The following is an 18,842-nucleotide window of genomic DNA, read 5'->3' on the forward strand; positions in this document are numbered from 1 at the left end:
CGCGGCCCCCGTCCACCGACTTTCCGTTCCGGGGGAGGGCGTGGGGGGTCAGGTGAGGCCGGCGTCGTGGACGACGATGGCGACCTGCACCCGGTTGTCGGCGCCCACCTTGTCGAGCACACGTGACACGTGCGCCTTGACGGTCGGCACCGACAGGTAGAGCTCGCGCGAGATGTCGGCATTGGACAGACCGCGGCCGATCGCCAGCGCCACCTCGCGCTCCCGCTCCGTGAGGTCGGCGAGGCGCGCCTCGGCCGCGGAGCGCCTGCCGCCCCCGTCGCCGGCGGCAGCGCCGGCCGCCCCTGCGACGTGCGCGATGAGCGTGGCCGTGACGCTGGGGGAGAGGATCGGCTCGCCCGCGGCGACCTGCCGCACCGCGTCCACGAGCCGCCGCGGCTCGGTGTCCTTGAGGAGGAAGCCGGACGCGCCGTCGCGCAGAGCCTGCACGACCATGTCGTCGGCGTCGAACGTCGTCAGCACGATGACCCTGAGCTCCTCACCCCGGGCGGCGCGCGCAGCACGAGCGGCGTCGGAGAGCAGGGCGCGCGTCGTCTCGAGGCCGTCCCGGCGCGGCATCCGGATGTCCATGAGCACGACGTCGGGCCGGTGCCGTTCGACGACGGACTCTCCCTCGATGCCGTCACCGGCCTCGGCGACGACCTCGAGGTCGTCCGCGCCTCCGAGGATCATGCGCAGCCCGGCCCGCACGAGGGCGTCGTCGTCGACGAGCACGACCCGCGTGCGCCCCTTCGCGTGGTCCCCCGACTCCCCGGTCATCGCGACCACGGTAGCCGTGCGGTCACGACGAAGTCGCCCGCCCGGTCGGGGCCGTAGGTGAGCTCGCCGCCCGCGAGGACGGCCCGCTCGGTGAGGCCCAGCAGCCCGAGCCCGGCACCTTCGGTGCGCCCCGGCCGTATGCCGTCCGTCCCGCCGGTGCGTCGCCGCGCGCCCGGGAGGGCGGCGGGGTTGCGGACGCTGACTCGTACCTCCTCGTCGTCGAGGCCCGCGCCGGGCGCGGTCGAGACGGCGAGCCGGACGGGAGCGCCCGGCGCGTGCTTGCGGGCGTTCGTCAGGCACTCCTGGACGATCCGGTAGGCGTTGCGCGACACCTGCTCGGGCACCGACGACAGGTCTCCCGACGAGTCGAACCTGACGATCGACCCACCCGAGGCCGCCTCTGCGACAAGGGGTCCGAGGTCGTCGAGGGTGGGCTGTGGCGGTTCGGGCGCGCCGCCGTCGACCCCGCCCGCGCCGGGCACGTCGCGCAGCACCCCGAGCACGGCCCGCAGCTCCGTGAGGGCCCGGTTGGCGCTGTCGCGCACGATCTCGGCCGTCTCGGTGACCTGCTCCGGACGCAGGTCGGTGCGGTACGCGAGTGCCCCGGAGTGCATGGCCACCAACGAGATCCGGTGCGCGAGCACGTCGTGCATCTCGCGTGCGATGCGGGCCCGCTCGGCCACCTGGGCCTGCACGACGCGCATCGCCTGCTCCCGCTCGGCGGTGAGGGCGCGCTCGTGGAGCGAGGCGACGAACGCCCGGCGCTCGCCGATGGCCCAGCCGATCGCGACGAGGGCCGCGAGCGACAGGGCACCGATGATGACGGAGGTCAGCGTCTGGGGCGGCAGCTGGGCCCGGAAGATCCACTCGTGGCCGAAGCCGGCGAGGAAGTAGGGCACCGCGACGACCGCCACCTCGCGCCAGCGCCGACGCGTCGCCAGGGAGACGAGCGCGAGGGCGGACGGTCCGATCGCGACCGTCGACCCGGCGCTGACGACCGACGTGACGACCGCGACGGGCAGCGGCCACCGCCGGCGCCAGTGCAGCAGTGCCGTCGCGACGACGCCGAGCCCGAGGTCGACGAGCAGCCAGTCCTTGCCGAACCGCGTCGTCACCTGCTCCGAGTCGAGCTCGACCTGGACCGCGCCCCAGACGAGGAGTCCGAAGGCCAGGGCGACGGCGAGGCGCCACGACTCTCCCCACACGTGACCGCGGCGGGTAAGGGCGATCCGGGGCTGGGGCACCCGCCCAGCGTAGGCAGCGAACCCGCCGGGCGGCATACGACCAAGGTCTGCTTTCGGGGCCCGACCCTGAGCGCGGACCCTGACTCCGGTCAGGGTCGCGTACGACCTTGGTAGGGGTCGGAATCAGGCTTGTGACGGATGTGCGGGGCCGCTCGTCTCCGAGAGGGTTGGGCCCATGATCACAGTGGAACGACTCACCAAGCGCTACGGCCCCTTCACGGCCGTCGACGACGTCTCGTTCGAGGTGAAGCCCGGTCTCGTCACCGGCTTCCTCGGGCCGAACGGTGCCGGCAAGACGACCGCGATGCGCGTCATGTCCGGCCTGACTCCCGCGAGCTCGGGCCGGGCCACGGTGCTCGGCAAGCCGTATGCCGCCCTGCCGAACCCGGGCCGCCACGTCGGCCTGCTCCTCGACGCCTCCGCGCAGCACGCCGGCCGCACGGGTCGCGAGGTCCTCACGCTCGGCGCGATCCTCATGGGCGTCGGCAAGCACCGCGTCGACGAGATGGTCGAGCTGGTCGGCCTCACCGAGAAGGAGGCGAACCGTCGGGTCCGCAACTACTCCCTCGGCATGCGCCAGCGCCTCGGCATCGCCCACGCGCTCCTCGGCGACCCCGAGGTGCTCATCCTCGACGAGCCGGCCAACGGCCTCGACCCCGCCGGCATCCGCTGGATGCGTGACCTGCTGCGCGGCTACGCCAACGAGGGCGGCACGGTGCTGCTCAGCTCGCACCTGCTGAACGAGATCGAGCGCGTCGCCGACGAGATCATCGTCATCGGGCACGGCAGGATCGTCGCGCAGGGCACCAAGGACGAGCTGCTCGCCGGCGCCGGCACCTACACCCGCTCGACCGAGGACGACGCGCTCCTGGGCGCGCTCGCCGCGCAGTCGATCGTCGCGCAGCGCACCCCGACCGGTGGTCTCCAGGTCGAGGCCGAGCCCATCGAGGTCGGCCGGGTCGCCGCGGCCCACCAGATCGTCCTGACCGAGCTGCGCGGTGGCGACAGCCGGGGTCTCGAGGAGATGTTCCTCGACCTCACGGCCGACGCCGCCCGAGAGGAGGTGGCGGCATGACCACCACGACGTCCCCCGCAACGGCGCCGGCGGCACCGGTGTCACCGAACGCCGAGTCCAGTCTCCCGACCACCGCGAGGGTGCCGTCGCGCCTGGCCGGCCCCCGCCCGGCCACCGGCGTCCCGTTCACCCGGCTCATGCACGTCGAGCTGCGCAAGATGCTCGACACCCGCGCCGGTCGCTGGCTGCTCATCGGCATCGCAGCGATCATCGCCATCGCACTGACGATCATGTTCTTCAACGACGGCGGCCAGCACTCCTTCGAGGAGTACCTCCAGGCGACGACGATGCCGATGGCGATCATCCTCCCGGTCGTCGGCATCCTGGCCGTGACGTCCGAGTGGAGCCAGCGCACCGGCCTCGTCACGTTCGGCCTGGAGCCGCGCCGCATCCGGGTCGCGTGGGGCAAGCTGCTCTCGGCGCTGGCCGTCGGGGTCGCCGCCTTCGCGCTCGCACTGGCCCTCGCCGGCATCGCCCACCAGGCAGCGATCACGTTCCGGGGCATCACGGCCGACTGGGGCATCGACGGCCTCGTGCTGCTCGGGGCCGGCGGCTACGTGCTGCTCGGCATCGCGCAGGGCGTCGGCTTCGGCATGCTCTTCAAGAACACGCCCGCCGCGATCGTCGTCTACTTCATCCTCCCGACCGCGTGGTCGATCCTCGGCTCGATGGTCTCGTGGCTCGAGTCCGCGGCTGAGTGGCTCGACATGCAGCGCACGATGCAGCCGCTCTTCTCCGGGTCGCTGACCGGGGAGCAGTGGGCCCAGCTCGGCACCTCCGTCAGCCTCTGGGTCGTGCTCCCGCTGGCCTTCGGCATCTGGCGCCTGACCCGCGCCGAGGTGAAGTAGCCGGGGTCGGATAACGGCACCAACCCCCGCAGGTGGGCGGACGAATCCCCAAACGGGACAAGTCCGCCCACTTACGGGGGAGGTCTTGGCCGGGTCGTTCCGACGGTCCTACCGTGGCTTGGGTCAGGGGAAGACCGAACAGGGATGTCCATGATCACGAAGTCATTGGTTCGTCGTATGGCCGGGGTCGGTGTGCTGGCAGTCGCTGCAGGCACCGCCGGAATGAGTTCAGTTACAGCGCAGGCAAGTCCGGCGCACAGTCACATGCCGAAGGTCATCGCCTCCGGCCTCAACAGCCCGCGCCAGCTGGCGTTCAGCCCGAGCGGGTCCCTCTACGTCGCGGAGGCCGGCACGACCGGCAACACCGCCTGCCGCCCCAGCCCGCTGGACCCTGACGGAGGCACCCAGGCCTGCGTCGGCCTCACCGGCTCCGTCGCGCGGATCGGCGCGAAGGGCTACGTGAAGCGCGTCGTCACCGGGCTTCCGTCCGTCGGGTCCCCGGCTGACGCACTCGGCCCGGCCGACCTCGTCTTCACGGGCAACCACACGTTCGCGCTGACCATGGGTCTCGGTGGCTCGCCCGAGTTCCGGGCCAGCTTCGGGCCCAAGGGCAAGAACCTCGGCAAGCTGCTCAACGTCGAGCTCAAGAGCCACGGCAAGGCACGAGTCACGACCATTGCCGACCTCGCCCGGTTCGAGGCGAAGAAGAACCCCGACGGCACGGACGTCGACAGCGACCCGACGGGCCTCGCGCGCGCCGGGAAGGGCTTCGTCTTCACCGACTCGGGCGGCAACTCGATCAACGCGGTGCGCAGGTCGCACGTCTCGAACGTCGCCGTGCTCCCACCGGTTCCGACCACCAAGGCTGCACTGGGCCTGCCCGTCGGGTTCCCGGCCGACTCCGTCCCGACCGACGTCGTCAAGGGTCCGGACGGCGCCTGGTACGTCTCCCAGCTCGTCGGCTTCCCCTTCGAGAAGGGATCCGCGGCCATCTGGCGCATCAAGCCGGGTCATGCCCCGCAGAAGTGGGCGACCGGCCTGACCAACGTCACGTCGCTGGCCTTCGACAAGAAGGGCCACCTCTACGCCGTGGAGATCGCGTCGAACGGGCTCGCCTCGCCGCCGCCGATCGGCGCGCTGGTGCGCGTGCGGCCGCACTCGACGGCCCCGACCGTCGTCACCGGTGGCCTGTTCATGCCGTACGGCCTCGCCCTGCGCGGTGACTACGCCTACGTCACGACGCACTCCACCGATGCCGGAGGCGGTCAGGTCGTGAGGATCCACCTCTGACCCCCTGAAGGAAGAACGAGCGCGAGGTGTGCCGTGTGCCGTGTGGGGCGCACGGCATACCTCTGCGGGTGGGCGGCGCCCTACAGTCGGGGCATGAGGCACGGCCGTCCCGCGCGGACAGGGTCGACGCTGCTCGCGGCGCCGGCCCTGCTGGGGCTGCTGGCCGTCGCCGCGTGCACCTCCGCCGGCGCCCGGCCGTCTGCGCCCACGGTGGCAGACGTCGGCGCGGTCCGGGTGCCGGAGGTGTCGCTCACACCGATCGACCCCGGGCCGTCGCCGAGGCTCGAGGTGCCCGGACGTGCGTCCGGCGAGGTGGCCCGCGTCGTCGTCACGAGCACCGGCGCGCGCAAGGTCTTCCGCAACGTGCCGGGGGTTCCGGTCGCGGCGGGCCGCACCTACACGGTCGAGGTCGCCTGCTCGGCCCGACGGCCCTCGGACGCCTCGGCCGGCACGAGCTACGCCGTCTACGACGCCGCGCCCGGCACGTGGGGCCACGGCGAGCCGCTCTACTCCCGGCCGTTCCCCTGCGACGGATCGGTGCAGCGCACGGTCGACCTCGGGCTGCCGACGGGCCGCGTCCAGATCGACGTGCGCGGCCTGCCGGAGGACACCGTCGCGGCATACGCCCTCATCCGGCCCGAGTGACGGGGCCGGCGTCATCGGCGACGCGGGAGAGATCTCGGTCGAGGCGCACCGGCGCCCGCCGTTAGGCTGGCCCGCGTGATCGACATCAAGCTCGTGCGCGACGAACCCGACCGGGTCCGCGCCTCGCAACAGGCCCGTGGTGAGGACCCGGGGATCGTGGACGCGATCCTCGCTGCCGACGAGCGGCGCCGATCGTCCCTGGGCGAGTTCGAGTCGCTGCGTGCCGAGCAGAAGACGGTGAGCAAGTCGGTCGGCGCGGCCATGGGCGCCTTCCAGAAGGCGAAGAAGTCGGGCGACCCGGAGGCCGAGCACCTCGAGAAGGTGGCCCACGAGGCGCGCACGCACGCGGCCCGGCTGAGCGAGCAGGTCAAGGCCCTCGAGTCGACGGCCGGTGCGGCCGACGCCGAGCTCGACACGCTGCTGCGCAAGGTCGGCAACGTCATCATCGACGGCGTGCCGGTCGGCGGCGAGGACGACTACGTCGTGCTCGAAACCGTGGGCACCCCGAGGGACTTCGCCGCCGAGGGCTTCGAACCGCTCGACCACCTCGCGCTCGGCGAGAAGCTCGGCGCCATCGACATGGAGCGCGGCGCCAAGGTCGGCGGCGCTCGCTTCTACTACCTCACCGGTGTCGGCGCGCAGCTCGAGCTCGCCCTGCTCAACATGGCGATCGCCCAGGCCAGCGCGACCGGCTTCACGCCGATGATCACCCCGACGCTCGCACGCACCGAGATCATGGCCGGCGCCGGCTTCATCGACGCGCACGACGAGGAGGTCTACAAGCTCAAGGACGACGAGCTCTACCTCACCGGCACGTCGGAGGTGGCGCTCGCCGGCTACCACGCCGACGAGATCCTCGACCTCAGCGACGGCCCGAAGCGGTATGCCGGGTGGTCGGCCTGCTACCGCCGCGAGGCCGGCTCGCACGGCAAGGACACCCGCGGCATCATCCGCGTGCACCAGTTCCACAAGGTCGAGATGTTCAGCTACTGCCGGCCCGAGGACGCCGAGGCCGAGCACCAGCGCCTGCTCGGCTGGGAGCGCGAGATGCTCGCCAAGATCGAGGTGCCCTACCGCATCATCGACACGGCCGCGGGTGACCTCGGTGGCCCGGCGGCGCGCAAGTTCGACTGCGAGGCGTGGGTGCCCACCCAGGGCAAGTACCGCGAGCTGACGTCGACGTCGAACTGCACGACCTACCAGGCACGCCGGCTGAACACGCGTGAGCGCGACCCGAACGGCTCGGGCACCCGCGCCGTCGCGACGCTCAACGGCACGCTCGGCACGACGCGCTGGCTCGTCGCGATCCTCGAGAACCACCAGCAGGCCGACGGCTCGGTGCGCGTGCCCGAGGCGCTGCGCCCCTTCCTCGGCCGGGACGTCCTCGAGCCCCTCACCTGACCCCGAACCCCTTCGATCGAAAGAACACCCCGTCACCGTGCAGAGGTGGCGGAGTGTTCTTTCGATCGGGTTTCGGCGCTCACTCACCAGTCGAGAGAGCGCTCAGGCACCTGTCCCGGGTGACGGAGTGTTCTCTCGATCGGGGGAGTAGGTGATGCCGAGCTGTCTCGTGACCTCGTCGAGGGCCGACATGTTGGCCCGGACCGACGCTGCGTGGTGCAGGGGAGACTCGAGCAGGCCGTCGCCGATGCAGCGGGCTGCCTCGACCGCCGAGTGGTAGAGGGCCTCGTGGCCGATCGGCTCGGGGTCGGTCCAGGTCACCGAGTGTGAGCCGTCGGCCGACGTGACGACGACGTCGCCGGGCATGAAGAACGGGCTGGGCAGCGTGAGCGTCGCCGCCGTGCCGGCGATCGTCGCAGCCGTGGGCGTACGCGCGAGCAGCGTCGAGTGCAGCACGCTCGTCGCGTCGCCCGCATGGGTCAGCACCATCGCGGCCTGCCCGTTGACGCCCGACGACGTCATCGACCCCGAAGCCTGCACTCGGGTCGCCGGGCCGAGTGCCCACGTCGCAAGAGTCGTGACATAGGTGCCGAGGTCGAGCAGCGTGCCTCCGGCCATCGCCGGGTCGAGGATGCGGTGCGGCGGGTCGAAGTGCGCGCCGTGGTCGGCCAGCACCGTGTGCACCTGCCCGAGCAGCCCGCTCTCCAGCACCTGTCGCACGACGTCGAAACGCGGCAGGAACAGGGTCCACATCGCCTCCATGCAGAAGACTCCCGCGGCGCGCGCGGCTGCCGAGATCTCCTGTGCCTCGGCGGAGTTCAGCCCGATCGGCTTCTCGACCACCACGTGCTTCCCCGCCGCGATCGCAGCCAGGGCCCCGCTGCGGTGGAGGTGGTGCGGCGTCGCGACGTAGACGACGTCGACGTCGGGGTCGCCGACGAGCTGCTCCATCGGACGGAGTGCCTTCTCGATGCCGTGTCGTGCGGCGAAGGCGTCGGCGGACTCCTGGGTGCGCGAGCCGACCGCCACGACCCGCTGCGTCGTCGACGCCTGCAACGACGCGACGAACCGCGAGGCGATCCACCCCGTCCCCAGCACGCCCCAGCGAAGGGACGGCACGGAGTCGGGGGAGCGGCGGCGCGGCGCCGGGAGGGCGTCGGGCAGCGAAAGGGACGTCACGGCATACCTCCTCGATATCTCGGTGTCGGAAAGTGGGCACTCGGCTGGGGCGGAAGGGGGTCAGCGCTCGTCGAGCATGACCTCGATGGAGTAGTCCTGGGCGCGGTAGCAGTGGTCGCCGTACTCGACGGGCCCACCCACGGCGTCGAAGGCGGTGCGTGTCATCGTCAGCACGGGCTGCGACGGCGTGAGGTTCAGGTGCCTGCGCTCCGCCGCCGACGGCTGGCGGGCGCCGATGCGCTGGTGCGCGACGACCGGCTTGCCGCCGCGCGCGCGAAGCATCGCGTAGAGGCCGTCCTGCTCGAGGTCGGCCCTGCTGATGTCGGAGTAGGCGGGCGGCAGCCAGTTGCGCAGGATCGCGAGCGGCTGGTCGCCGTTGAGCCGCAGCCGAACGAGGTGCAGCAGCGGAGTGTCGGCGGCCAGGCCGAGCGCCGCGGCCGCGACCTCGTCGGTGGTCACCTCGTGGGTCAGCACCTCGGTGCGGGGGTCGCCGCCACCCGCGCGCCGCAGGTCGTCGAAGAGGCTGGTCAGCTCGGCGCGGCGGTGGATCTGCCGCCCGGCGACCGTGGTGCCGAGACCACGGCGCCGGAGCAGCAGGCCCTGCGCGACGAGCTCCTGGATCGCCCGCCGGACCGTCGGCCGCGAGAGGCCGAGCCGCTCCGCCATGGCGACCTCGTTCTCGAACGCGTCGCCCGGCTGCAGCGTGCCGCTGCCGATCGCCGCACTCAGCTGCTCGGCCAGCTGGTGGTAGAGCGGGACCGGCGTCTCGCGGTCGATGCGGACGTCAACGGGCTTCGACATGGCCGCAGACTAGCCAGTACGTGGATTCATGTCCGCACCTGCTCATGTCAGCACCTCTCTGCGTGTCCGCGTGCTCACCTCGGGCTCTTGACGACGAGCACCGGCACGTCGGCATCGAGGATGATGTTCTGCGCCACGCTGCCGAGGAAGGCCTTGCCCAACGGTGAGCGACGCCGTGCCCCGATGACGAGCAGGTCGGGTCCCAGCTCGCCGACGGCCCCGAGGATCGCCTCCGAGACGTCCGCGATGTCGCGACCGCCGGCGACGAGACGGACGTCCCACCGCACGTCCGGCAGGGCCGCCGCGGCCAGGGCCTTCTCGACCGCGTCGGAGATGCCGGCCTTGTTGGCTTCCGCGATGTCGTTGTCGAGCGAGTCGACGACGTGGACGACGACGAGATCCGTCCCGCGGTAGGCCGCCTGGCGGGCGCCCTCCTGCAGGGCGAGGTCGCTCGAGCTGCGGGTGTGGTGGGCGACAGCGACGCTCATGACGTCACCCCGCTCACTTCTGCAGCTCGTGCGACAGCTCGGTCAGCTCGTCCCCGCCGGCCATCTGCCGGGTCAGCTCGTCGAGGGCGACCTCGGACCGCTTCTTGTCCAGCACGGCCTGGCCGAGCTTGAGGATGACGAAGTGGTTGCCGACGAGGTACGCGTGGTGCGGGTTGTGCGTGATGAAGACGACGCCGAGGCCGGCGTCACGGGCTGCCGCGGTGTACTTCAGCACGACGCCCGACTGCTTCACGCCGAGGGCGGCGGTGGGCTCGTCGAGGATGAGGACGCGAGCGCCGAAGTAGACGGCGCGGGCGATCGCGACGCACTGGCGCTGGCCGCCCGAGAGCGTGCCGATGGGCTGGTTGATGTCCTTGACGACGACGCCCATCTTGCGCAGCTCCTCGTCGGCGATGCGCTTCATCTCGTTCACCTTCATCGGCGCGAACGGCCAACGGCCGGCAACCAGCTCGGAGCCGAGGAAGAAGTTTCGCCACACCTCCATGAGCGAGACGACGGCCAGGTCCTGGTAGACGGTCGCGATGCCGTGCGAGAGCGACTCTCGTGGCGAGGAGAACGAGACCTCCTTGCCGTCGACCTTCATGGTGCCCTCGTTGTGCGGGTGCAGGCCGGCGATGATCTTGATGAGGGTCGACTTGCCGGCGCCGTTGTCGCCGAGGACGCAGGTCACCTCGCCTGCGTTCACCGTCAGGTTGATGCCCTTGAGGGCGCGGATCGCGCCGTACGTCTTGCCGACGTTGGTCATCTGGACAAGGGGTTCGCCCCGGTGCAGGGTGCTGTCCGCGTGGTCGGCCAGGGTGTCGGTCATGTCAGCCCACCTTCCGGGCGGTCGAAAGCTTCTTGACGTAGAGGTTGACCATCACGGCGAGGAGGAGCATGACGCCGAGGAAGGCCTTGAACCAGTTGGGGTCCCAGCCGGCGTAGACGATGCAGAGGCTCGTCATGCCGAAGATGAACGCGCCCAGAGCCACGCCCAGCGCGTTGCCGTAGCCGCCGGTGAGCAGGGTGCCGCCCACGACCGCGGCGATGATGTAGAGGAACTCGTTGCCGACGCCGTTGCCCGCCTGGAGCGTGTTGAAGTTGTAGAGATAGTGCATCCCGGTGAACCAGCCGAGGAAGGCCACGGTCATGAAGAGGCCGATCTTGACCCGCGTCACGGGCACACCGACCGCTCGGGCCGAGTCGGCATTCCCACCGACGGAGTAGATCCAGTTGCCGATCTTGGTCCGCTGGAGCAGGTAGGCGGACACGCCCGCGAACAGGAACCACCAGATGACCGTGATCGAGAGCGTGACCGAGCCGATCTGCCACTCGTGGGCGAAGACCCAGCTGAGGGAGCCGTAGCCGGCCATCTGGTTGATGTTGGGGCTGGACACCGAGCCGGTGACGAGCTTGGTGACGCCGAGGTTCGCGCCCTGGAGCACGAAGAAGGTGCCGAGGGTGATGAGGAAGCTCGGTATGCCGGTCCGCATCACCAGGTAGCCGTTGAGGAACCCGATGGCGAGGCACAGCACGAGCGACAGGATCGCGCCGACCCAGAGGTTGATCCCGAGCTGGTAGCAGAACATCGCGTTGAAGAGCCCCGCGGTGGTCACCACGACACCGGCCGAGAGGTCGAACTCGCCGCCGATCATCAGCATGCCAACCGCGACGGCGACGATGCCGATCGTCGAGGACTGGTAGAGCACGGTGAAGAAGGACGCCGGGGTGCGGAAGGCCGGCGCGGCGACGAGGAAGAAGATGAAGATGACGATCGCCGCGACGAGGGCGCCGATCTCGGGTCGTGCGAGCAGGCGGTTGGACCAGCCGAGCGTGACCCGGTTGGAGGTCTCGACCGGGGCCGAGGGTGTCGGGTCCGTCTTGACGGGAATGGTGCTCATGACAGCTCCAGTGCTGTTCGGCGGGGGCCGGGCCGCACCCGGGCGAGCCCGGGCGGCCCGGCCCCCTGGAGGCGGTTAGCGAGTGTTCTGCTTGATGAACGGGAGGACCTGCGCGATGTTCGTCTTGTCGACGAAGGAGGGGCCGGTCAGCACGGGCTGGCCGCCACCGAGGACGTTGCCGTTCTTCTTGAAGAGGTAGAGCTGCGTGACTGCCATGTAGCCCTGGAGGTACGGCTGCTGGTCGATGAACCACTCGATCTTGCCGTCGCTGACCGCCTGTGCTGCATCAGGGTTGGTGTCGAAGGTCCCGACCTTGACGGTGGCACCGGCGGTCTGTGCCGCCTTGACCGTGTCGAGGGCCTGCGGTGCGCCGAGGGTGATGACCCAGTTGATCGACTTGTCCTGGGTCAGCTTCGCCTGGATCGCGCTGGTGACCGCCGCGTCGTCGGCGCCGTTGACCTGCAGGTTCTCGGTGTTCGGGAAGGAGTCCTTGACGCCCGCACAGCGGTCCTCGAGGGCCACGGATCCGGTCTGCTGAATGGTGCAGAGGATCTTCGTGGCGCCCGCGGCTGCGGCCCGCTTGCCCGCCTGCTGGCCGGCCAGCTTCTCGTTGGACGCGAAGTGCGTCAGGGCGCCCGCCTTCTGGAAGAAGTCGATGCCCGAGTTGAACGTGTCCACGGGGATGCCGGCGTCGACGGCCTTCTTGATGGTCGGGATGAGCGCGTCGGGCGTGACCAGCGTGGTCGCGATGCCGTCGACCTTGGAGTCGATCGCGTTCTGGATGAGGACCGCCTGCTTGCTGGCCTCCGGGTCCGACGAGTACTTGAGCGTGGCGCCGGTGTCCTTGGCGGCCTGCTGCGCGCCGGCCTTGATGCGGTCCCAGAAGGTGTCGCCAGGGGTCTCGTGCGTGATCATCGCGAAGGTGTAGCCGCTGTTGCCGCCACCACCGCCGCCGCCTCCAGTGGACGTGGTGGCGGGAGCGCCGCCGCCACTGCAGGCGGCGAGGACGAAGGCGGCGGCCGTGACCGTGCCGGTGGCGGCGATCAGTCTCTTCCGAGTCCGAGTCGGAGTCATCGTTGATTCCTTTCGTTGCGTCGCGTGGCCCGGTCGCCGGAGTGACGCGACGATCTGTGACGGGGGCTCCCGTCGATCAGAGCTCTGTTGTCCCGCCGGCGGTGCGGCGGGCTCTCGGGGGCGAGATGTCGCCCAGCGATTGGAGGATGCCCCCGCCAGCAGCGTCATGTCAAGAGATTGATCAAACATCAGAATGTCCTAACATTTGCTTGACATGACGACGGTCGGCGCTGGACGATCGGTGTCACCAAGCCGAGACACCCAAGGGAGTGTGCACATGCGCATCGGACTGGCCGGAGTCGGCCGCATCGGGGCGTTCCACGCCGAGACCCTCCGCGACCTCCCCGAGGTCGACGAGGTCGTCGTCGCAGACCTGGACGCCGACGCAGCCCGGGCGGTCGCCGAACGGCTGGGCATCGCGTATGCCGCCTCGCCGGCCGAGCTGCTCGCCCAGGGTGTCGACGGCTTTGCCATCGCCACCGCGACTCCTGGCCACGCGCCACTCCTGCGCCTCGGCCTCGAGGCAGGTGTGCCGACCTTCTGCGAGAAGCCCGTCGCCGCCACGCTCGACGAGACGATGGACCTCGCCAAGCTCGTCTCGCAGTCGAGGACGCCCGTGCACGTCGGCTTCCAGCGCCGCTTCGACCGCGGCTACCAGCGGGTCCAGCAGGCTGTGGCCGCCGGCGAGCTCGGCTTCCTGCACAGCATCCGCGCGCAGACGCACGACCAGGCGCCGCCGCACGCGGCCTACATCCCGACGAGCGGCGGACTGTTCCGCGACTGCTCGATCCACGACTTCGACATCATCCGGTTCGTCACCGGCCGCGAGGTCGCCTCGGTCTACGCCACCGGCGCCAACAAGGGTGCGCAGTTCTTCACCGAGGCCGGCGACGTCGACACCGCCGCCGCGGTGCTGACGCTCGACGACGGCACGCTCGTGTCCCTCTCGGCGACGCGCTACAACGGCGCCGGCCACGACGTACGCATGGAGGTCCTCGGCAGCGAGGGCACCCTCGGCGTCGGCTACGACGACTCCCTGGCCGTCACCTCCGCAGAGCCCGGCGCCACCTACCCGTCGGGCCCGCGCCACTGGTCGTTCATGGAGCGCTTCCTGCCCGCCTACCGCGCCGAGCTGACCGCCTTCGCGGCCGTCGCCCGCGGCGCCCTGGCCTCGCCCTGCACCGTGGGCGACGCGCTCCAGGCGTTCCGGGTCGCGGAGGCGTGCGAGCTGTCGCGCCACGAGGGCCGGCCCGTGTCCCTCGACGAGATCCCGAACCTGTGAGGACGTCGCACCGATGAGCACCCAGCCCCCCACCTCGACGGGCGCGGCAGCCTCGACCGGCGACGCGGCATACGACGTCGTCGCCATCGGTCGCACAGGCGTCGACATCTACCCGCTCCAGCACGGCGTCGGCCTCGAGAAGGTGCGCACCTTCGAGAAGTTCCTCGGCGGCAGCGCCACCAACGTGACCGTCGCCGCCGCGCGCCACGGCCACCGCGTCGCCCTCATCACGCGCACCGGCAAGGACGCGTTCGGCCGCTACATCCACGAGGCGCTGCAGGACTTCGGCGTCGACGACCGCTTCGTCAGCGCCGTCGACGGGCCGCCGACGCCCGTCACCTTCTGCGAGGTCTTCCCGCCCGACGACTTCCCGCTCTACTTCTACCGCTACCCGACCGCCCCCGACCTGCTCGTCGAGGCCGACGAGATGCCGCTCGAGGCGATCCGCAGCGCCGGCGTCTACTGGTCGACGGTCACCGGTCTGTCGCAGGAGCCGAGCCGCGCCGCCCACTTCCGCGGCTGGGAGGTGCGGGCACGCCGCACCCACACGGTGCTCGACCTCGACTACCGCCCGATGTTCTGGAACGACCCCGCCGAGGCGAGCGAGCAGGTCGGCCGCGCCCTCGAGCACGTCACGGTCGCCGTCGGCAACCGCGAGGAGTGCGAGGTCGCCGTCGGCGAGACCGACCCGCAGCGGGCCGCCGACGCGCTGCTGGAGCGCGGCGTCGAGCTCGCCGTGGTGAAGCAGGGCCCCAAGGGTGTCCTGGCCGCGACCCGCGACGAGCGTGTCGAGGTCCCTCCGTTCCCCGTCGAGGTCGTCAACGGTCTCGGGGCCGGGGACGCCTTCGGCGGTGCCCTCTGCCACGGCCTCCTCGAGGGCTGGGACCTGCGCCGGGTCCTCGAGTTCGCCAACGTGGCCGGCGCGATCGTCGCCGGCAAGCTCGAGTGCTCGACCGCCATGCCGACCTCGGGCGAGGTCGAGGAGCGCCTCGCCGGCGCCCACTCGCACGCCAACCCGTTCGCCGCCGTCGCCGAGGAGGCACGATGACCACCACGCACCCGCCCACGAGTCCCGGCCTCGGTGCGGGAGTCGCGGTCGCCGACCTCACCGAGATCCGGGTGCGCGAGCCCGGCCGCATCGCCGCGGCGTGGGCCGCCCGCGAGCACCGCCCGCTCGTGCGCGAGGACGGTCGCATGCTGCTCGTCGCCGCCGACCATCCCGCTCGAGGGGCTCTCGGTGTGCGCGGCGCCGGTGCCGCGATGGCCAGCCGTAGCGACCTGCTCGAGCGCCTCGTGACCGCGCTCGGCCGTCCGGGCGTCGACGGCGTGCTCGGCACCCCGGACGTGCTGGACGACCTGCTGCTCCTCGGCGCGCTCGAGGGCAAGGTCGCGATCGGCTCGATGAACCGCGGCGGCCTCCAGGGCGCCAGCTTCGAGCTCGACGACCGCTTCACCGCCTACACCGCCGCCGAGATCGCGCGGCGTGGGCTCGACGGCGGCAAGATGCTGACGCGCATCTGCCTCGACGACCCGGGCACCGTCGCGACGCTCGAGGCGAGCGCCCGCGCCGTCACCGAGCTCGCCGAGAGGGAGCTCATGGCGATGGTTGAGCCCTTCCTCTCGACGCGCGAGGGTGGGCGGGTGGTCAACCAGCTCGACCCCGACTCGACGATCAAGTCCGTCCACATCGCCGCAGGACTCGGCGCCTCGAGCGCGCACACGTGGCTCAAGCTGCCCGTGGTCGACGAGCTCGACCGGGTCATGGACGCCACGACCCTGCCGACCCTGCTGCTCGGCGGCGACCCGCAGGGCGATCCCCAGGACACGTACGCGTCGTGGGGCCGCGCGCTCGACCTGCCCGCCGTGCGCGGCCTGGTCGTGGGCCGTGCCTTGCTCTTCCCGCCCGGCGGCGACGTCGCCGCGGCGGTCGACATCGCAGCCGGCCTCGTCCACGACAGGGGGGCGGCATGAGCTGGCACCACCCCTTCGGAAGCACGTCGCGCGACGGCTGGGACGTCGTCGTCGAGCCGGACTCGTCCGGCTGGGAGCACACGGGGATGTATGCCGGCCGCCTGGCCGACGGCGACACCCGCACTCTCGAGGCCGGGCACCGCGAGCACGTCGTCGTTCCCCTCGCCGGCTCGGTGCACGTCGCCGTCGCGGGCGCGTCGGGTGAGCACGAGGCGAAGCTCGCCGGCCGCCCGTCGGTCTTCGCCGGAGCCTCCGACGTCGCCTACGTCCCGGCCGGTTCGTCGCTCACGGTGACGGCGGCGGGCGATGCGCGGGTCGCGGTGGTCTTCGCGGTCACCGAGACCGCTGAGGCGCGTTTCCCCTTCCGCCACGTCGCCGCCGACGAGGTGCCCGTCGAGCTGCGGGGCGCGGGCATCGCATCTCGCGAGGTGCGCAACTTCGGCATCCCGGGGGTGCTCGAGGCCGACTCGATCATCGCGTGCGAGGTCATCACGCCGGGTGGCAACTGGAGCTCGTGGCCACCGCACAAGCACGACGAGGAGCGGGCCGGCGAGGAGACCGCACTCGAGGAGATCTACTACTTCGAGGTCGCCCCCTCGGCCGGTTCGCCGGCCGCCGCCGGCACCGACCCCATCGGCTACCAGCGGGTCTACGGCACGGAGCACCGCCCCATCGACGTGCTCGCCGAGGTGCGTGACGGCGACGTCGTGCTCGTGCCGCACGGCTGGCACGGCCCGGCCATCGCCGCCCCGGGCTACGACATGTACTACCTCAACGTCATGGCCGGTCCCGGCGAGGAGCGGGCCTGGCTCATCTGCGACGACCCGGCCCACGGCTGGGTGCGTGAGACCTGGGCGGACCAGCCCGTCGACCCCCGACTTCCCCTTGGAGGCACCCGATGACGCGCGCGCAGACCGACACGACGGCGAACGGAGAGACGGTGCGGCTCACCGTGGCGCAGGCCGTCGTGCGCTTCCTCGCCAACCAGTGGAGCGAGCGTGACGGTGAGCGGCAGAAGCTCTTCGCCGGATGCTTCGGCATCTTCGGTCACGGCAACGTCGCCGGACTCGGTCAGGCGCTGCTGCAGAACGAGCTTGCCGATGGGGAGGAACATCTTCCGTACGTCCTCGCCCGCAATGAGCAGGCGATGGTGCACACGTCGGTGGCGTACGCGCGCCAGAAGGACCGCCTCCAGACGTGGGCCTGCACGGCCTCCGTCGGCCCCGGCTCGACGAACATGCTCACCGGCGCCGCGCTCGCGACGATCAACCGACTGCCCGTGCTGCTGCTGCCCTCCGGCACCTTCGCGACGCGCGTCAGCGCACCAGTGCTCCAGGAGCTCGAGCTGCCGTATGCCGCCGACGTGACGGTCAACGACGCCTTCCGCCCGCTGTCGAAGTTCTTCGACCGCGTCAGCCGGCCCGAGCAGCTGCCCTCGGCGCTGCTCGGTGCGATGCGCGTGCTCACCGACCCGGTCGAGACGGGTGCGGTGACGATCTCACTGCCGCAGGACGTGCAGGCCGAGGCCCACGACTGGCCGGTCGAGCTCTTCGCACCGCGGACGTGGCGAGTCGCGCGTCCGCTGCCCGAGGCCGTCGACGTCGCCGACGCCGCAGCCGTCATCCGCTCGGCGAAGCGGCCGCTCGTGGTCGCCGGCGGCGGCCTGCACTACTCCGGTGCCGAGGAGGCCCTGCTGGCCTTCTGCGAGGCCACCGGCATACCGGTGGGGGAGTCGCAGGCCGGCAAGGGCTCCCTGCCGCACGGCCACCCGCAGGAGATGGGGGCCATCGGCTCGACCGGCACGAACGCCGCCAATGCCCTCGCAGCCGAGGCCGACGTCGTCATCGGCATCGGCACCCGCTGGAGCGACTTCACGACCGCATCGCGAACGGCCTTCCAGGACGGCGGTGTCCGCTTCGTCAACATCAACGTCGCCCGCTTCGACGCGGGCAAGCACTCAGGGCTCTCGGTCGTCGCGGACGCCCGTGAGGCACTCGTCGCGCTGACCGCGGCGCTCGACGGGTTTGCCGTCGACGACGCCTACCGGTCCCGCCAGGCCTCGCTGTGGTCCGACTGGGACGCCTCGGTCGAGGCGGCCTTCCACCCGGCGCCCGAGGTGACCGACCGGCTGGCGGACGGACTGCTCACCCAGGGGCAGGTGCTCGGCGCGGTCAACGAGCTGACCGACCCCCGCGACGTCGTGCTGTGCGCGGCCGGCTCGATGCCCGGCGACATTCACAAGCTGTGGCGGGTGCGGGACCGCAAGGCGTACCACGTCGAGTACGGCTACTCCTGCATGGGCTACGAGGTGCCGGCGTCCATCGGCATCCGGCTCGCCGACGAGACGCGCGACGTCTTCGCGATGGTCGGCGACGGTGGCTACCTCATGATGCCGACCGAGCTCGTCACCGCCGTGCAGGAGCGCGTCAAGGTCGTCGTCGTGCTCGTGCAGAACCACGGCTTCCACTCGATCGGCTCGCTGTCGGAGTCCTTGGGATCGCAGCGATTCGGCACGTCCTACCGGTTCCGTGGCGAGCAGTCCGGTCGCCTCGACGGCGACGTGCTGCCCGTCGACCTCGCCGCCAACGCCCGCAGCCTCGGGGCCCACGTCATCGAGGTGCACTCGCTCGACGAGCTGCACCAGGCGATCAAGGAGGCCAAGGCGTGGCCGTCCGACGGCGGTCCCGTCGTCATCCACGTCGAGACCGACCCGCTGGTGCACGCACCCGACAGTGCGTCGTGGTGGGACGTCCCGGTCTCGGCGGTCAGCGACCTCGAGTCGACGCAGACGGCATACGGCGAGTACCTCGACCACAAGGCCACCCAGCGCCACCTGCTCTCTCCGCCCCGCGCGGACTGAAACCCC

At 71.3% G+C, this 18,842-nt stretch carries 18 protein-coding genes; 10 read left to right on the forward strand and 8 right to left on the reverse strand.

Features of this window, described 5'->3' with window-relative positions; translation table 11 throughout:
- Nucleotides 1–48 precede the first annotated feature (48 nt).
- Nucleotides 49–777: a response regulator gene (locus tag ACXR8F_RS06530; RefSeq protein ID WP_458799255.1), complete on the reverse strand. Its 729-nt coding sequence runs from the start codon at nt 775–777 to the stop codon at nt 49–51.
- Complete coding sequence (locus tag ACXR8F_RS06535) at nt 774–2,021, reverse strand: sensor histidine kinase (RefSeq protein ID WP_458799256.1); 1,248 nt, start codon at nt 2,019–2,021, stop codon at nt 774–776. The genes ACXR8F_RS06530 and ACXR8F_RS06535 overlap by 4 nt, the downstream gene beginning before the upstream one ends.
- A gap of 175 nt (nt 2,022–2,196) precedes the next feature.
- On the opposite strand from ACXR8F_RS06535, the gene ACXR8F_RS06540 reads away from it, so the two are divergent.
- The 5 genes from ACXR8F_RS06540 to serS all read left to right on the forward strand — a co-directional run bounded on the left by ACXR8F_RS06540 (nt 2,197) and on the right by serS (nt 7,280).
- Nucleotides 2,197–3,096 carry an ABC transporter ATP-binding protein gene (locus ACXR8F_RS06540; RefSeq protein ID WP_458799257.1) on the forward strand — a complete coding sequence of 300 codons (900 nt, stop codon included), beginning with the start codon at nt 2,197–2,199 and terminating at the stop codon, nt 3,094–3,096.
- The gene (locus ACXR8F_RS06545) at nt 3,093–3,944 is read left to right on the forward strand and encodes an ABC transporter permease (protein ID WP_458799258.1); all 852 of its coding nucleotides are present in this window, start codon (nt 3,093–3,095) and stop codon (nt 3,942–3,944) included. The genes ACXR8F_RS06540 and ACXR8F_RS06545 overlap by 4 nt, the downstream gene beginning before the upstream one ends.
- Before the next feature lie 264 nt (nt 3,945–4,208).
- The gene (locus ACXR8F_RS06550; RefSeq protein ID WP_052677507.1) at nt 4,209–5,234 is read left to right on the forward strand and encodes a ScyD/ScyE family protein; all 1,026 of its coding nucleotides are present in this window, start codon (nt 4,209–4,211) and stop codon (nt 5,232–5,234) included.
- A gap of 93 nt (nt 5,235–5,327) precedes the next feature.
- Entirely contained in the window at nt 5,328–5,879 is a 552-nt protein-coding gene (locus tag ACXR8F_RS06555) for a hypothetical protein (protein ID WP_458799259.1), read from the forward strand.
- Between the two features lie 75 nt (nt 5,880–5,954).
- A complete protein-coding gene (serS, locus tag ACXR8F_RS06560) occupies nt 5,955–7,280 on the forward strand; it encodes a serine--tRNA ligase (protein WP_045192978.1) in 1,326 nt (441 codons plus the stop codon).
- Nucleotides 7,281–7,382: 102 nt separating this feature from the next.
- On the opposite strand, the gene ACXR8F_RS06565 is transcribed toward serS, so the two are convergent.
- The 6 genes from ACXR8F_RS06565 to ACXR8F_RS06590 form a co-directional block, all read right to left on the reverse strand.
- On the reverse strand, nt 7,383–8,459 hold the full coding sequence (locus tag ACXR8F_RS06565) for a Gfo/Idh/MocA family protein (protein WP_458799260.1): 1,077 nt from the start codon (nt 8,457–8,459) through the stop codon (nt 7,383–7,385).
- 60 nt (nt 8,460–8,519) lie between these two features.
- A complete protein-coding gene (locus ACXR8F_RS06570) occupies nt 8,520–9,260 on the reverse strand; it encodes a GntR family transcriptional regulator (protein ID WP_045192979.1) in 741 nt (246 codons plus the stop codon).
- 74 nt (nt 9,261–9,334) lie between these two features.
- The gene (locus tag ACXR8F_RS06575; RefSeq protein WP_052677508.1) at nt 9,335–9,748 is read right to left on the reverse strand and encodes a universal stress protein; all 414 of its coding nucleotides are present in this window, start codon (nt 9,746–9,748) and stop codon (nt 9,335–9,337) included.
- A 13-nt stretch (nt 9,749–9,761) separates the two neighbouring features.
- Nucleotides 9,762–10,577 carry an ATP-binding cassette domain-containing protein gene (locus ACXR8F_RS06580; RefSeq protein ID WP_045192980.1) on the reverse strand — a complete coding sequence of 272 codons (816 nt, stop codon included), beginning with the start codon at nt 10,575–10,577 and terminating at the stop codon, nt 9,762–9,764.
- Between the two features lies 1 nt (nt 10,578).
- Nucleotides 10,579–11,649: an ABC transporter permease gene (locus tag ACXR8F_RS06585; protein WP_458799261.1), complete on the reverse strand. Its 1,071-nt coding sequence runs from the start codon at nt 11,647–11,649 to the stop codon at nt 10,579–10,581.
- Nucleotides 11,650–11,724: 75 nt separating this feature from the next.
- On the reverse strand, nt 11,725–12,723 hold the full coding sequence (locus tag ACXR8F_RS06590) for a substrate-binding domain-containing protein (RefSeq protein WP_045192981.1): 999 nt from the start codon (nt 12,721–12,723) through the stop codon (nt 11,725–11,727).
- Nucleotides 12,724–13,000: 277 nt separating this feature from the next.
- Here ACXR8F_RS06590 and ACXR8F_RS06595 point away from each other — a divergent pair, with 277 nt between their 5' ends.
- Genes ACXR8F_RS06595 through iolD form a run of 5 tightly spaced genes read left to right on the forward strand, consistent with a single transcriptional unit; the run spans nt 13,001 to nt 18,836 of the window.
- Complete coding sequence (locus ACXR8F_RS06595; RefSeq protein ID WP_458799262.1) at nt 13,001–14,005, forward strand: Gfo/Idh/MocA family protein; 1,005 nt, start codon at nt 13,001–13,003, stop codon at nt 14,003–14,005.
- Nucleotides 14,006–14,018: 13 nt separating this feature from the next.
- Nucleotides 14,019–15,053, forward strand: a complete 1,035-nt coding sequence (iolC, locus tag ACXR8F_RS06600; RefSeq protein WP_458799263.1) for a 5-dehydro-2-deoxygluconokinase — start codon at nt 14,019–14,021, stop codon at nt 15,051–15,053.
- A complete protein-coding gene (locus tag ACXR8F_RS06605) occupies nt 15,050–15,976 on the forward strand; it encodes a Cgl0159 family (beta/alpha)8-fold protein (RefSeq protein ID WP_458799264.1) in 927 nt (308 codons plus the stop codon). The genes iolC and ACXR8F_RS06605 overlap by 4 nt, the downstream gene beginning before the upstream one ends.
- Entirely contained in the window at nt 15,973–16,878 is a 906-nt protein-coding gene (iolB, locus tag ACXR8F_RS06610) for a 5-deoxy-glucuronate isomerase (protein ID WP_458799265.1), read from the forward strand. The genes ACXR8F_RS06605 and iolB overlap by 4 nt, the downstream gene beginning before the upstream one ends.
- The gene (gene iolD, locus ACXR8F_RS06615) at nt 16,875–18,836 is read left to right on the forward strand and encodes a 3D-(3,5/4)-trihydroxycyclohexane-1,2-dione acylhydrolase (decyclizing) (RefSeq protein WP_458799266.1); all 1,962 of its coding nucleotides are present in this window, start codon (nt 16,875–16,877) and stop codon (nt 18,834–18,836) included. The genes iolB and iolD overlap by 4 nt, the downstream gene beginning before the upstream one ends.
- Nucleotides 18,837–18,842 lie beyond the last annotated feature (6 nt).

Source organism: Terrabacter sp. AAH1 (assembly GCF_054456855.1).